Below are 14,640 nucleotides of genomic sequence, written 5' to 3'. Positions count from 1 at the left end.
GCGGGTGGCTAGACCGCCGCACGACCAGTGATCGGCGGCAGGTCGGCGAGCGTGACAATCCCGGGTTTGGCGGCCACGACGGCCGGAACGGCATTGGTCACCGGCATTGCGGTGTAGATCATGCCCAGGCCCATGAAACCGGGCTCGGTCCAATCCTTCGGCGGAAGGCAGTGCAGCACGGTACGCATGTTCGGCAGACCGAAAACCTGAATGACATGGCCGTGTTCGAGTGGCTTGGGCGGAACCACGTGATTGCCCATGACCCAGTTGAATCCCACACTGACGACGTTGCGATCGCCCACCCAGCCGCGGTGATAGCCGTAGACGCTGCCGACGGTACCGGCGGGGATCGTCATGAAGCCGAGATCGGTATCGGCGGTGGCGGCGGTGAAGGTGACGTCGAAACTGATCCGGTCCAGCGTCGCGCCGATCGCATCGGCCATCATCGCCGCCGACTCCGCGAAGACCTCGCTTTCGGCGCGCGCGCTCTCCTGAAGCCCCGGGGTATCGGGATCCTGTGCAAACCCCATCGCCGTCATGGTTTCCGCCGATGCGTACGTCGAGCAATCGACCGACTCGGTGATGCGAATCTCGTCGACCCGTTCGCAGGACGCGCTCAGCACCATCCCGACCGTATTCGTCATCCCCGGGTGTGCGCCGCTGCCGAAGATCGTCGAGCGGCCGCGTTCGCAGGCGGCCACGATCCGGTCGCGGTCGTCAGGAGTCTGTTTACCGCCGGTGATCCAGGCCGCACTGGAGCAGACGTTGACGCCGGATTCCAGCAAGCGCACCAATTCGTCGACGTTGGGCCATAACGGGTTGTAGCAGCACGCGTCGGCGCCCAGTGCTAGCAGGTCGTCGACGTTGTTGGTGGCACGCACCCCGGTTGTCTCCGGCCAGCCCGACAACTCGGCAGCGTCGACGCCGACTTTGTCCTGCCCATGCGCGTACACCCCGACCAGCTCCATGTCGGTGCGGCCGATGATGGCGTGCAGTGATCGCCGTCCGATGTTGCCGGTCGTCCACTGGATCACTCGCAGCGGACGGTCCACGGTGGTTCTGGTCATGCGGCTCTCCTCAGTGGTGCGGTCGCCGGCAGGGCTCTGCGCGGCCCTGGGGCGTCATGGCTGACCCATAGCCAGGCTAGTGTGCCGGCCGCGGCAAATATTCGAGTGCACTTGAGTGCCGTTTGTGCCAATGTCGTGCTCTGTGAACGAGCCCGCCGTACTACCGGGGTCGCTGAGGCTGCGCCCTGCGACCGAGGCCGACTTGCCGGCGATGATGCACTTGGGTGCTACCAGTTTCGGCGATTTCGGCGAGCTGGACGAGTTCACCGCCTGGCGGGACCTCAGGCCGACCGATAACGCGGTGGTGGTCGTCGATGGCTGTGACGAGGGCTGTGAGGATGGCGCTGATATCGTCGGGATGGCCCTGTATTTCGACCTTCGGTTGACCGTGCCCGGCGGGGCTGTGTTGCCCACCGCCGGCCTCAGCTGGGTGGCGGTGGCACCCACGCACCGCCGCCGCGGATTGCTGAGCGCGATGTGCGCCGAACTGCACCGCCGCATTGCCGATTCCGGATACCCGCTAGCGGCGCTGCATGCCAGCGAGGGTGCCATCTACGGCCGCTTCGGCTATGGCCCCGCCACCATCCTGCACGAGCTGACCGTTGATCGCCGCTTCGCCCGCTTCCACGCCGACGTACCCTCTCCAGGCGGAGTGCGGCTGGTCAAACCGGGTGAGCACCGCGACGACTTCGCCGAGATCTACGAGCGCTGGCGCCAGCAGACACCCGGGGGGCTACTGCGTCCGGTGGCGCTCTGGGACGACCTGCTCGCCGACCGAGAGAGCAGCCGCTATGGCGGCACCGCGTGGTTCGCGTTCCTGCATCCCGACGGCTACGCGCTCTACCGGGTGCACGGCATCGATCACAAGGTGGTGCGCGGCGGTGAGCTGAGGGCCGCGACCGCCGACGCTCACATCGCGTTGTGGCGAGCACTGCTCGGGCTCGATCTGATGGAGAAGATCACGATGTTCACCAGCGTGGCTGACCCGCTGCCCTACCAACTGACTGATGCGCGGCTCGCCCAGACCACACGCCACCAGGATGGCCTTTGGCTGCGGATCGTCGACGTCCCGCGCGCCCTGGAGGCGCGCAGCTACCCCGCGGAGCTGTGCACGGTGCTGGAGGTGTCCGACGGGCCCGGTGCCGACGGCGGACGATACGCACTGGAGATCCGCGATGGCCGCGCGCGCTGCACGCCGACCGAAGCGTCGGCCGAGATTACGATGGATCGCGGCGTGCTGGGCAGCCTCTATCTCGGCGCGCACCGCGCGTCGGCGTGGGCAGCGGCGAACCGATTGCAGGCGAAGGACGCGGGGCTGATACGGCGCCTCGACGCGGCGTTCGACAGCGACATTGCCGCCGAGGCGGGTTTCGAGTTCTGAGGGCGCGGGGTCAGTCGCTGACATTGAATGCGGAAATGACCTTGGTGGGGTGGACCCGCACGGCCACCTCGCCGGGCACGGCGTTGCGGTGCCCGAACTCGGCGGCGCGGGCAGCGCCCATATAGCGCGCGCCGGCTCTGGTCGCGATGTCCAGCACCTGGTGGGGGTCTTCGGTCACTGTCGCCACACCCTGTACCTGAACAAAAGAATAAGGTGGGTGGGGGTCGTCTACGCAGATTACTACTCGAGAATCACGTTGCAGTGCAAGGACTTTAGGGGAATGGAGCGCGGTCGTGAACACCAGGTCTGTGTTGTCGACGACGAACCATACCGGCGTTACCAGCGGTCGGCCGTCAGCGGCGACGAAACCCAACATCCCGGTGCGGGTGCCTTCGGAGAGGAACGCGGCGACCCGGCTTGACAAGTCAGCCATCTATAACGCTTGCCCTAGAGTTTGACCAAGTCGTAGTCGCGGATGTGGTCCATGAGGGTCTGCAGATGGTCGTGTGAGGAACCCAGGGTGCGCTCGATCGCGGTGAGCCGGGCGGTGTAGTGGCCGACCGGGTACTCCGCGGTCATGCCGATGCCGCCGTGCAGCTGGATCGCCTCCTGCCCAATGTGCCGGCCCGAGCGGCCGATCTGCAGCTTGGCTCGCGACGCGATCACCGGGTCGGTGTTGCCGTCGGCGATCGACATCGCCGCGTAAAGGTTCATGCTGCGCGCCATTTCCAGCGAAAGGTACATATCGGCCGCGCGCTGGGTCAGCGTCTGGAATTTGTTGAGCGTGACCCCGAATTGCTTGCGCGTCTTGAGGTAATCGGTGGTCAGCCGAAGGGCTTCTTCCATCGCGCCGACCGCTTCCGAGCACAACGCGGACTGAATTCGGATGATGGCATTGCCGATAGCGCCCGACGCGTCCTCGGCGTCGCCCAGGGGTTCGGCGGATGCCCGGTCCAGGTCCAGCTGCGCGCCGCGCTGGCCATCGAAGGTCGAATAGGCGTGGCGAGTGACCGCCGCGTTGTCCGGGCCTGGATCGACGAGGAATAGCCCGGTGCCGCCGTTCGGCAACGCAGCGCTGACCACCAGGGTGTCGGCGCAGTCACCGGCGAGCACCGGGTTCTTCCGGCCGGTCAGCGTCCACGAATCGCCTTGGCGCACCGCCTGGGTCGTGACCCCTGAGCTTGGGGTGCCTGGGTTGCGAATGCCGGGTTCCAGGTGGGCGAACGCCAGCAGTCGTGTCCCGGCCGCCACGTCGTCCAGCAACCGTTGCTGTGCCCCGGTACCGACCTCGGCGATCAGGGCGCCCGGTGCCAGCGCGGCATGCACGATGGGTTCGGGTGCCAGCCGCCGGCCGACTTCGGTCAGCACGACCATGATCTCGATCTGGCCGGATTCGCTTGGGTCGAATCCGAGGCTGAGAATCCCGGTGTCGGCCAGCTGTTGCCACACGTCGCGGCTGAAGCCGAGATCGGTGGCGATGACCTTGTTGCGAGTCTCCACGTCATAGCTGGCCGACAGTAGGTCGCGCGTGGTGTCGCGGAGCAGGGCCTGCTCATCGCTTAGCTGAAAGTCCATGATTGCCTCACAATCCGAGAATGGTGGACGCGATGATGTTGCGCTGCACTTCGTTGCTGCCGCCGTAGATGGACGTCTTGCGGTAGTTCAGGTAATGCGGGGCACTGGCCTGCGCCCAGGTGGGTGAGGTGATGTCGTCGCCACCGTCGGTGGGCAGCGCGTCGGGACCGGCCACCTCGACGAGTAGTTCGGTGACCACCTGCTGCAATTGACTGGCGCGAAGTTTGAGCACCGATGATGCTGGGTTGGGCTTGCCGTCCGAAGAGCCGGAAACCACCCGCGCTTGGGTCAGTTCCAACGCCAGTAGCTCGTTTTCGGCCTCGGCCAGTCGCGCGGCGAACAGCGCGTCGTCGAGCAGCCCGGTATCTGCGGCGTGCTGTTTCACCCGGGCAAGGTGGACCTTGGTCCGGCCCACGCCGGCGATGCCCGTGCGTTCGTTGCCCAGCAAGTATTTCGCATAGGTCCAGCCCTGATTCTCCTGTCCGACAAGTTGATCGGCCGGTACGCGGACGTCAGAGAAAAACACCTCGTTGACTTCGTGGCCGCCATCGATCAACTTGATCGGCCGCAACGTGACGCCTGGAGTCGCCATGTCGATCAGCAGAAACGAGATGCCCGCCTGGCGCTTTGGCGCTTGCGGGTCGGTACGCACCAGACAGAAGATCCAATCGGCATGCTGGCCCAGCGTCGTCCACGTCTTCTGCCCGTTGACGATGTAGCTGTCGCCGTCGCGCACTGCGGTGGTGCGCAGCGAAGCGAGGTCGGAGCCGGCGTCTGGCTCCGAGAACCCTTGGCACCACCAGATGTCGATGCTGGCGGTCGGTGGGAGGAAACGCTGTTTGATCTCGTGGGACCCGAACTCGGCGATCACCGGGCCGACCATCTTGGTGTTGAAGGTCAGCGGCTCCGGGACGCACGCCAATTGCATCTCGTCCGCCCACAGTTGATGTTGGGTGGGAGTCCAATCCTTACCGCCCCACTCGACGGGCCAGTTCGGTACCGCGAGGCCGTGGTCGTTCAGGATCTTTTGGCTGGTCACGATCTGGTCGCGGGTCAGCGCGCGCCCCTGACGTACCAGCTCGCGGATCTCGTCCGGTATCTGCGTGCTGTAGAAGTTTCGGAGCTCCTCGCGGAAGGCGGCTTCATCGGGTGTCAGCGCGAGTTTCATTGGCGGCCTCCTCGGTCGGGGACGAACGGGGGAGCCTGGCGCGTACGGGTAGATATGCAGGCTCCGGTCGTTCGCGACCATTCCATCTTGACCCATTCCCCCGAGCGCTTGTCCACACCCTGGGGTTGGTTCACAACACGGGGTGGTGTTGCCGTCGGACGTGGTGGTTGCAGCGGCGGGCGCGCCTACGGTCGGCACATGCGTACCGAACCTGCCGCCGAGCGACTGCACAGACGGCTCGGAGCCGTCGCGGATGCCGACACGCGCGGCGACGCGGGCGGCCTCGACATGGGCCATGATGAGGACTCCACCTGCGATGAGCAGGCCGGCGCGGCGCTAGCCGGAGAGTCACCCCCGGACCCGCAGGACGACCCGAACTCGCTGCTGCCGCGTTGGCTTCCCGACACATCCGATGGTCAAGGTTGGGTGGCCAGCCTACGAGCCGATCCCGGCCGGGCCGGCGCGGTCGCCTTGGCGGTGATCGCCGCCCTCGCGGTGCTGATCACGCTCTTCACCCTCATCCGGGATCGATCCGCGCCGGTAATGTCGGCCAAGCTTCCACCGGTAGAGCGGGTCTCGTTGACGCCGCACCCTCGGTCGTCGGCACGTCCGGGCCCGCCGGACGAGTCTGGCCGGCCAGTGGTTGTAAGCGTGGTCGGCCTGGTCAATGCCCCCGGACTGGTCACTTTGGCGCCAGGTGCTCGGATCGCCGATGCGCTCCAGGCTGCCGGTGGGGCGCTCGACGGTGCCGACACCATCGGACTGAACATGGCCCGGCAGCTTGGTGACGGCGAGCAGATTGTGGTCGGGCTGGCTTCGCCGTCGGGGCAACCGACGGCGCTGGGCAGCTCGGTGACCGCGCCGACCGCGGGACCGGGCGCCGGGCACGCTGGCACCTCGGGTGGGCCTGGGCGGGCCCCTCAACCAGCCTCTCAACCAGCCGAGCTAGTCGACCTCAACACCGCGACGCTGGAGCAGCTCGACGGCCTACCTGGGGTCGGACCGGTCACCGCCGCCGCGATCGTGGCGTGGCGGCAGGCCAACGGCCGGTTCACCAGCATCGACCAGTTGACCGAGGTCGACGGTATCGGGCCGGCGCGGCTGGACAAGCTGCGTGAGCTGGTTCGCGTCTGAGCCCGGTGCCCCACGAGGTTGGCGGCTCCGCGGGCCGGGCCGCGCCCTTGGATGTGCGCCTCGTTCCGGCCGCATTGACCGGCTGGATTGTTACCGCTGTCGCAACCGTGTGGCCCGTTGGCGCAGCACTTGCCGCATGCGGTGGCGTTCTGGCCGCCGCGTCGAGTCTGTTGTGGTGGGGTGCGGCGTATGGGCCGGCCCGATCTGCGCGGCAGGCCGCCATTGGCGCCAGTCTCGTGGCGGTCGGCCTGGTCGGCGCCGGCTACGGGGTCGCGATCGCGTTGCGTACCGACGCCATCGCGGGCCACCCGATCACCGCGGCATTTGGAACCTCAGCCCGGGTGACGGTCACTCCAAGCGAAAACGCCGTCGCGTTGCGCAGTGGCCGCCTCATGTTTCGCGCGACCCTGCAGCGGTTGCATGGCGACGAGATATCAGGCCGCGTCGTGGTTTTCGCGCGGGCTTCGGAATTCCGCGGGCTGATGGTGGGACAACCGATGCGATTTCGCGCGCGCATCAGGCGCCCGACCCGTCATGACTTGACCGTCGCGGTACTTAACGCGACGGGTCAACCGACAGCGGGCCGTGCGGGCCTGGTGTACCGGGCCGCGCAGACCGTTCGCACTCGGTTCGCGGCAACGGTTCGCGAAGCGCTGCCCGCCGATCAGGCCAGGATGCTGCCCGCTCTGGTGCTCGGTGATACCTCGGAACTCACCGCCGCAACGAACCGCGAGTTCCGTGCGGCAGGGATGACGCACTTGACCGCGGTTTCCGGGGCCAACGTCACGATCGTGTGTGGGGCGGTCCTCGTCTTGGCTCGGCTGATCGGCCCCCGCGCGGCCGTGGGATGTGCGGCCGTCGTGTTGGGGGCGTTCGTGATCGTGGTGCAGCCGACGGCCAGCGTGCTGCGGGCAGCGGTCATGGGCGCCATAGGCCTGGTGGGGATCCTGTCGTCCCGCCGGCGCCAGGCGATTCCGGCGTTGTCGGCCAGCGTGCTGGTGCTAACAGCCCTCGCTCCGCACCTGGCCGTCGACGTCGGCTTTGCCTTGTCGGTGGTGGCGACCGGCGCACTGATCCTCGTCGCGCCGGTCTGGTCGCGACGTCTGGTCGCCCGCGGCGTGCCCACACCGTTGGCGGATGCCCTGGCTGTCGCGGCGGCTGCGCAGGTGGTGACGGCTCCCTTGGTCACCGCGATCTCCGGCAGGGTCAGTGTGGTGGCCGTAGCGGCCAATCTCGTTACCGCGGTGGTGATTGCGCCGGTAACTGTTCTGGGTAGCGCGGCGGCCGTCTTGGCTCTCGCGTGGCCAGCCGGTGCGCAGCTGCTGATCCGTTTCACCGGGCCCGAAGTGTGGTGGGTGCTGCACGTGGCGCACTGGGCCGCCGCTGTGCCCGCGGCGACCGTTCCGGTCGCGCCTGGGCTGCCCGGCGTGGTGGTCGTGGGTGGGACCACGCTGCTCGTTGCCGCGCTGTGGCGCTGGCGGTGGTTTCGTGCGGCATGGGCCGCGGTGTCCGCCGTCGCCGTGTTCTGCCTGCTGGCCTGGTCGCTATCAGGACTCGTTGGGTCGTCATGACAGCCGTCCATGACAGGATCGGGGGGTGAGCGAGGTTGCGTCGCTGCACCTGGTGCTGGGCGACGAAGAACTGTTGGTCGAGCGCGCCGTGGCTGAGGTGCTGCGCTTGGCGCGGCAGCGGGCCGCGGCGGGATCCAGCGGCTCTGACACCTCGGACAATCCCGATGTCCCGGTCAACCGCATGCGGGCGGGTGACGTCAGTGCCTACGAGCTTGCCGAGTTACTGAGCCCATCGCTGTTCGCCGAGGAGCGCGTCGTCGTGCTGGAGGCGGCCGGCGAGGCGGGTAAGGACGCGGCCGCCATGATCGCTTCGGCCGCGGCCGACATCCCGGCTGGCACGCTGTTGGTGGTGGTCCACTCCGGCGGCGGGCGGGCTAAAGCGCTGGCCAACGAACTGCGGTCGCTGGGTGCGGTGGTGCATCTCTGCGCGCGCATCACCAAGTTCGGCGAGCGTGCCGACTTCGTTCGCGGGGAGTTTCGCTCGTTGGGGGCCACCGTCGACCAGGAGACGGTGACTGCGATGCTCGACGCCGTTGGCTCCGACGTCCGTGAACTCGCCTCCGCGTGTTCGCAGTTGGTTGCCGACACCGCTGGCGATGTCGATGCTGCCGCGGTCCGGCGTTATCACAGCGGCAAAGCCGAAGTGAAAGGCTTCGATATCGCGGACAAGGCCGTTGCCGGCGATGTTCAGGGAGCCGCGGAGGCGCTGCGGTGGGCGATGATGCGCGGTGAGCCGCGTGTGGTGTTGGCGGATGCGCTGGCCGAAGCCGTGCACACCATTGGCCGGGTGGGGCCGCTGTCCGGGGATCCGTACCGGCTCGCTTCCCAACTCGGAATGCCGCCGTGGCGGGTGCAGAAGGCCCAGAAACAGGCCCGGCGTTGGTCGCGCGACACGGTCGCGACCGCGATGAGGCTAGTCGCAGCGCTCAACGCCAACGTCAAGGGCGCCGCGGCAGACGCCGACTATGCGCTGGAGTCCGCAGTCCGAAGGGTCGCCGAGTTGGCGGCCGACCGGAGCTGACGAATCAGCTGAGGGGCGGGCGAGCCCTGCTCAGAGCGCGTTGAGGGACTTCGCCAGCGCCGACTTCTTGTTGGCGGCCTGGTTCTTGTGGATGACTCCCTTGCTCGCGGCCCGGTCGAGCTTGCGGTTCGTTGCCACCAGCAGCTCGGTGGCCTTTTCCTTGTCACCGTCTTCAGCAGCCTCGCGGAATGCGCGAACAGCCGTGCGAAGTGAGGACTTCACCGACTTGTTGCGCAGGCGGGCGCGCTCGTTGGTGCGGTTGCGCTTCTGCTGCGACTTTATGTTGGCCACGCGTTAGTTCCCTCGTTGTCAATGGACTCGTTTCGATTCGAAGTGCTCGGGCGCCGCGACCAGGCGACGGCGCGATTGACCAGGGTATCAGTCGGTTACGTTTTAGCCCAAAGACGAAGTCGTCGCCTGCCGAAACTGCCGAATTGAGGCAGCATGTCAAGGGTGAGCCTGCCAAACACGCGCAAGGAGACCGGGCGGTGGTCGCCGACGCGTCCGGAACGCATCTTCGACGGCTACAACACGTCGGATGTCTACGCCATGGCCTTCGACGAGATGTTCGATCGGCAGGGCACCATCCGCGGCCCCTACAAGGGCATTTACGCCGAGTTGGCCCCTTCGGACGCGTCAGAGCTCAAGGCCAGGGCCGACGCACTGGGACGCGCCTTCATTGACCAGGGCATCACGTTTTCGCTGTCGGGCCAGGAACGGCCATTCCCCCTGGATCTGGTGCCGCGGGTGATATCGGCCGCCGAGTGGTCCCGATTGGAGCGCGGGATCACCCAACGCGTCAAGGCCCTGGAGTGGTATCTCGACGACATTTACGGCGATCAAGAGATCCTGCACGACGGCGTCATCCCGCGCCGGCTGGTGACGTCGTGTGAACACTTTCACCGCGAGGCGGTGGGGATCGTTCCGCCCAACGGCGTGCGAATTCACGTTGCCGGAATCGACTTGATCCGCGACGATCGCGGCGACTTCCGCGTGCTGGAGGACAACCTGCGCTCACCCTCGGGGGTGTCGTACGTGATGGAGAACCGGCGCACCATGGCGCGGGTATTTCCGAATCTGTTCGCCACGCATCGGGTGCGTGCGGTCGACGACTATGCGTCGCACCTGCTGCGGGCGCTGCGCAACTCGGCTGCCACCAACGAGGCCGATCCCACGGTCGTGGTTCTGACCCCCGGGGTGTACAACTCGGCGTACTTCGAGCATTCACTGCTGGCTCGGCAGATGGGCGTCGAGCTGGTCGAGGGTCGCGACCTGTTCTGTCGGGACAACCAGGTGTACATGCGCACCACCGAGGGTGAGCGGCAGGTGGATGTCATCTATCGACGCATCGATGATGCGTTCCTTGACCCGCTGCATTTCCGCGCCGATTCGGTGCTCGGGGTGGCCGGCCTGGTCAACGCCGCGCGCGCGGGCAACGTCGTTGTCTCCAGCGCAATCGGCAATGGCGTCGGCGACGACAAACTCGTCTACACCTATGTGCCGACGATGATCGAGTACTACCTGCAGGAAAAACCCCTGCTGGCCAACGTGGAGACCCTGCGGTGCTGGCTGGACGACGAACGCGAAGAGGTGCTGGACCGGATCCGCGAATTGGTCGTCAAACCCGTCGAGGGATCGGGCGGATACGGGATCGTCTTCGGCCCGGAGGCCAGCGCGGAAGAACTGGACGCGGTCAGCAAGAAGATCCGCGACGACCCGCGGAGCTGGATCGCGCAGCCGATGATGGAGCTGTCGACGGTGCCGACGCGGATAGCGGGCACGTTGTCGCCCCGCTACGTCGACCTGCGGCCATTCGCGGTCAACGACGGTGAGGACGTGTGGGTGTTGCCGGGCGGGCTGACCCGCGTGGCCCAGGTCGAGGGTTCGCGGGTGGTCAACTCGAGCCAAGGCGGCGGCTCCAAGGACACCTGGGTGCTGGCGCCGCGCGCTTCGGCGGCGGCACGCGAGCTGGGCGCCGCGCAAGTGGTGCGGTCATTGCCGCCGCCCGTGCCCGACCCGGCACCCGACCCGTACGAACAGCGACCAACCCACAATCAGCCGCTGGACGAACAACAACAGCAGCAGCAACAGCAGCGGGCGATGGACTGATGCTCGCCCGCAACGCCGAAGCGCTGTATTGGATCGGCCGCTACGTCGAGCGCGCCGACGACACGGCACGCATTCTGGATGTCGCCGTGCATCAACTGCTCGAGGATTCCAGCGTCGATCCCGACCACGCCTCGCGGCTGCTGCTGCGGGTGCTCGGCATCGAGCCCCCCGACCACGAGTTGGACGTCTGGTCACTGACCGATCTGGTCGCGTTCAGCGCGAACACCGAGGGCGGCTGTTCGATCGTGGATGCGATCTCGGCGGCGCGGGAAAACGCAAGTTCGGCAAGGGAAGTCACGTCCAGCGAGACGTGGGAGTGCATCAACACCACCTACCACGCGCTGCCCGAGCGCGAACGCGCCGCCAAACGCCTGGGGCCGCACGAATTTCTGTCTTTCGTCGAGGGACGCGCGGCGATGTTTGCGGGCCTGGCCGATTCCACGCTCTCGCGCGACGACGGATACCGGTTTATGGTGCTGGGCCGCGCGATTGAGCGGGTAGATATGACGGTACGGCTCTTGCTGTCGCGCGTGGGCGACAGCGCGTCGTCGCCCGCGTGGGTCACGCTGCTGCGCTCAGCGGGGGCCCACGATACTTACTTGCGCACCTACCGCGGCGTGCTGGACGCGGGCCGGGTGGTCGAGTTCATGTTGTTGGACCGGCTTTTTCCGCGCTCGGTCTTCTACTCCTTGAAGCTGGCCGAACACAACCTGGAGGAGCTCTTGCACAACCCCCACAGTCGGATTGGGGCCACCACCGAAGCGCAGCGGTTGCTGGGCCAGGCGCGCAGCGAGCTGGAATTCGTGCAGCCGGGTGTCCTGCTGGAGACGCTGGACGGCCGGTTGGCGGGTTTGCAGGAAATCTGTCGTGATGTCGGAGATGCGTTGGCGCTGCAGTACTTCCATGCGGCGCCCTGGGTCGCGTGGTCGGATGCCGCCGAGCGCGGCGAACTGGTCGCCGGAAAGGAGGAATCCTGATGTGGCGCACGCGGGTGGTACACAGCACCGGATATGCCTACAAGTCGCCAGTGACCGCTTCCTATAACGAAGTAAGGCTGACACCACGATCCGGCGTGCGGCAGAACCTGATCGTCAACCGGGTCGAAACCATCCCGGCCACCCGGTCCTACCGGTACGTCGACTATTGGGGCACTGCGGTGACGGCGTTTGACCTGCATGCGCCGCATACCGAACTGACCGTGACGTCCCTGTCGGTCGTTGAGACGGAGTGCTCGGAGTCGCCAGTGGCCAAAGCGACCTGGGACGAACTGCAATCGGCGGCCGTGATCGATCGGTTCGATGAAGTGCTGCGCCCGACTGCGCGCACCCCCACGAGCGAGCGCGTCGCGGCTGTGGGTAAGCGCATCATGGCGGTGCACGAGCCCCGAGAGGCGGTCGTCGCCGCAGCCCGATGGGCGCGCAGCGAGTTGGACTACATTGCGGGCACGACCGGAGTGCACTCGTCTGGGCTGGACGCGTTGGAAAAGGGTAGGGGAGTCTGCCAGGACTTCGCGCATCTGTCCCTGATCTTGTTGCGCAGCATGGGGATTCCCTGTCGCTATGTGTCCGGTTACTTGCACCCCAAACGCAACGCCGTTGTCGGAAAGACGATCGACGGCCGCAGCCACGCCTGGATACAGGCCTGGACTGGTGATTGGTGGCAGTACGACCCCACCAACGACACCGAAATCACCGAGCAATACATCAGCGTGGGGGTGGGCCGAGACTACGCGGACGTTTCCCCGCTGAAAGGCATCTATTCCGGAGAGGGAGCCACCGATCTTGACGTGGTCGTCGAAGTGACGCGCCTGGCCTAGCGCTTAGGCGCCCGGGCTTCCCGGCTGGCCGAATACCGACCCGCCCGACCCCCCGAGCCCGCCGTCACCGTCGACGCCGCCGCCATCGCCGGGGCCGCCGTCGCCGCCGTTGCCGCCGTTGCCGATCAGCTGGGCGTTTCCACCATTGCCGCCGTCGCCACCGTTGCCGCCACCAGTACCGCCGGCGCCCCCATGCCCGCCGACGCCGCCGCTGCCGAACAAGGCTCCACCATCGCCACCGGCCCCGCCGACACCACCATTGCCGGTTCCGAAGCCGGTTCCGCCGGTTCCGCCGATGCCGCCATTGCCGATGCCGAAGACCCTGCCCCCGTCACCGCCCAAGCCACCCGCGGTGTTGGTGGGGTTACCGACGCCGCCGGCGCCGCCGTGACCACCGAAACCGGTGAGCAGCGCGGTGCCGCCGTCACCCCCGAAGCCGCTGGGGCCGCCCGTACCACCGTTACCGCCAATACCGAAGAGGATGCCACCGTCACCGCCGTTGCCGCCCCAACCGCCGAAACTAATGGAATCGCCGCCGGCGCCGCCGTTGCCGCCGTGGCCACCGAAGCCCACCAGCAACGCGCCGTGGCCGCCGTCACCGCCGACGCCGGTAACGGTGCCAGAGGCGCTCACATTTTCGCCGCCGTGTCCCCCGTCACCTCCGCTGCCGAACAGCCCGAAGACACCGCCGCCATCGCCGCCGCTGCCGCTGGTGAGGGCGCCGTTGCCGCCGTTGCCGCCGTTGCCGCCAATGCCCCATAGGCGCCCGCCGTTGCCGCCCTCGCCACCGTTGCCGCCATTCGTGTTCAGGCTCTCTCCGCCCAGACCGCCTGCCCCACCGGTGCCGATCAGCCCGGCACTGCCGCCCATGCCGCCATTGCCGCCGCCGTCGTCGTTGCCACCGCCAGCTCCCGTCCCAATGCCACCGTTGCCGCCAGCTCCGGCGATGCCGCCGAACAGTCCGGCGTTGCCACCAATACCGCCATGGCCTCCAAAGGTGTCGAACTCGCCTCCGGCGGCGCCACCAGTACCGCCAATCCCGCCATTGCCCAGCAGCCACCCGCCGTTGCCGGCGTTGCCACCGGCGCCGCCGCTGGAGGTGCCGACAACGCCGTCCCCGCCGTTGCCGCCGTTACCGCCGTTGCCGAAAAGGCCGGCGGACCCGCCGCTTCCGCCAGCCACTCCGGCGTTGGTGCTGTCGCCACCGTTGCCGCCGCTGCCCCACAATAGCCCGCCATCGCCACCGTTTTGCCCAACCCCGCCGACGGTCCCCCCGTCGGCGCCGTTGCCGATCAGTGGCCGCCCCAACAGCGCCTGGGTGGGCGCATTGATCACATCGAGCAGGCCCTGTTGAACGTTGGCGGCCTCGGCGCCGGCGTACAAGCTGGAACTGGCGGCCAGGTGTTGCACGAATTGCTCGTGGAACGCCGTCATCTGGGCGCCGATACTCTGATAGCTCTGGGCGTACGACCCGAACACCGCCGCTACGGCTGCGGACACCTCGTCGGCCCCGGCCGCGGCCACGGCAGTTGTCCGGGCGGCCGCGAGCGCGTTGGCCTCCTGCAGTGTCGAACCGAGGCCCGCCAAATCGGCGGCGCGTGCCAGCATGGCCTCCGGCGTTGCGGCTACGTACGACATTCGGCACCTCGTCGGGTCGGGACAGCTCAGTCGTCTCGCTGTGCTTGCGACTTAGGATCGTATCGCCGTCCGCGCTGTCAGCTAGCTTTTCCGTTGAATTGGATCGATCCAAAACCGCTGGTGAGCCTCGGTCGTGCGGAGATCGCCCGTGGCCGCCGGC

General features: G+C 67.3%; 13 protein-coding genes. 7 read left to right on the top strand and 6 right to left on the bottom strand.

The annotated features are described in order from the left end of the window. Positions 1-8: 8 nt before the first annotated feature. Positions 9-1,067 (bottom strand): NAD(P)H-dependent amine dehydrogenase family protein, encoded by a 1,059-nt coding sequence (locus F6B93_RS15220; RefSeq protein WP_211695823.1) that lies wholly within the window; start codon positions 1,065-1,067, stop codon positions 9-11. A 130-nt stretch (positions 1,068-1,197) separates the two neighbouring features. Between F6B93_RS15220 and F6B93_RS15215 the strand changes: the two genes are divergently transcribed. Continuing rightward, the gene (locus tag F6B93_RS15215; RefSeq protein WP_211695822.1) at positions 1,198-2,448 is read left to right on the top strand and encodes an enhanced intracellular survival protein Eis; all 1,251 of its coding nucleotides are present in this window, start codon (positions 1,198-1,200) and stop codon (positions 2,446-2,448) included. Between the two features lie 10 nt (positions 2,449-2,458). Here F6B93_RS15215 and F6B93_RS15210 read toward each other — a convergent pair whose 3' ends face one another. From F6B93_RS15210 to F6B93_RS15200, 3 genes are read right to left on the bottom strand one after another with little or no spacing between them, the layout of a single operon-like run. Then, positions 2,459-2,881 (bottom strand): PPOX class F420-dependent oxidoreductase, encoded by a 423-nt coding sequence (locus F6B93_RS15210; protein ID WP_211695821.1) that lies wholly within the window; start codon positions 2,879-2,881, stop codon positions 2,459-2,461. 14 nt (positions 2,882-2,895) lie between these two features. Then, positions 2,896-4,023, bottom strand: a complete 1,128-nt coding sequence (locus F6B93_RS15205) for an acyl-CoA dehydrogenase family protein (RefSeq protein WP_211695820.1) — start codon at positions 4,021-4,023, stop codon at positions 2,896-2,898. A 7-nt stretch (positions 4,024-4,030) separates the two neighbouring features. Next, positions 4,031-5,191, bottom strand: coding sequence for an acyl-CoA dehydrogenase family protein (locus tag F6B93_RS15200; protein ID WP_211695819.1), 1,161 nt, complete (start codon positions 5,189-5,191; stop codon positions 4,031-4,033). Positions 5,192-5,389: 198 nt separating this feature from the next. Here F6B93_RS15200 and F6B93_RS15195 point away from each other — a divergent pair, with 198 nt between their 5' ends. The 3 genes from F6B93_RS15195 to holA are packed head-to-tail and all read left to right on the top strand — an operon-like array spanning position 5,390 to position 8,917. Continuing rightward, positions 5,390-6,325, top strand: a complete 936-nt coding sequence (locus tag F6B93_RS15195; protein ID WP_211695818.1) for a ComEA family DNA-binding protein — start codon at positions 5,390-5,392, stop codon at positions 6,323-6,325. Between the two features lie 53 nt (positions 6,326-6,378). Continuing rightward, positions 6,379-7,896 carry a ComEC/Rec2 family competence protein gene (locus tag F6B93_RS15190; protein ID WP_211699524.1) on the top strand — a complete coding sequence of 506 codons (1,518 nt, stop codon included), beginning with the start codon at positions 6,379-6,381 and terminating at the stop codon, positions 7,894-7,896. Between the two features lie 43 nt (positions 7,897-7,939). After that, positions 7,940-8,917 (top strand): DNA polymerase III subunit delta, encoded by a 978-nt coding sequence (gene holA, locus F6B93_RS15185; RefSeq protein ID WP_211699523.1) that lies wholly within the window; start codon positions 7,940-7,942, stop codon positions 8,915-8,917. 30 nt (positions 8,918-8,947) lie between these two features. Here the strand turns inward: holA and rpsT are convergent, their stop codons facing one another. Then, positions 8,948-9,208 (bottom strand): 30S ribosomal protein S20, encoded by a 261-nt coding sequence (gene rpsT, locus F6B93_RS15180; protein WP_211695817.1) that lies wholly within the window; start codon positions 9,206-9,208, stop codon positions 8,948-8,950. A gap of 153 nt (positions 9,209-9,361) precedes the next feature. Between rpsT and F6B93_RS15175 the strand changes: the two genes are divergently transcribed. From F6B93_RS15175 to F6B93_RS15165, 3 genes are read left to right on the top strand one after another with little or no spacing between them, the layout of a single operon-like run. Next, a complete protein-coding gene (locus tag F6B93_RS15175) occupies positions 9,362-11,026 on the top strand; it encodes a circularly permuted type 2 ATP-grasp protein (RefSeq protein ID WP_211695816.1) in 1,665 nt (554 codons plus the stop codon). Further along, positions 11,026-12,003 carry an alpha-E domain-containing protein gene (locus tag F6B93_RS15170; protein ID WP_211695815.1) on the top strand — a complete coding sequence of 326 codons (978 nt, stop codon included), beginning with the start codon at positions 11,026-11,028 and terminating at the stop codon, positions 12,001-12,003. Before F6B93_RS15175 ends, F6B93_RS15170 begins: the two co-directional genes overlap by 1 nt. Beyond that, the gene (locus F6B93_RS15165; RefSeq protein ID WP_211695814.1) at positions 12,003-12,842 is read left to right on the top strand and encodes a transglutaminase family protein; all 840 of its coding nucleotides are present in this window, start codon (positions 12,003-12,005) and stop codon (positions 12,840-12,842) included. The genes F6B93_RS15170 and F6B93_RS15165 overlap by 1 nt, the downstream gene beginning before the upstream one ends. 3 nt (positions 12,843-12,845) lie before the next feature. Here F6B93_RS15165 and F6B93_RS15160 read toward each other — a convergent pair whose 3' ends face one another. Beyond that, positions 12,846-14,480, bottom strand: a complete 1,635-nt coding sequence (locus F6B93_RS15160) for a PE family protein (RefSeq protein WP_211695813.1) — start codon at positions 14,478-14,480, stop codon at positions 12,846-12,848. Positions 14,481-14,640 lie beyond the last annotated feature (160 nt).

The sequence above is a fragment of the Mycobacterium spongiae genome (genome assembly GCF_018278905.1).
Classification (GTDB): domain Bacteria; phylum Actinomycetota; class Actinomycetes; order Mycobacteriales; family Mycobacteriaceae; genus Mycobacterium; species Mycobacterium spongiae.
Note: the sequence above shows the minus strand (reverse complement) of the source record. Positions and strands in the feature narration are given on the sequence as shown.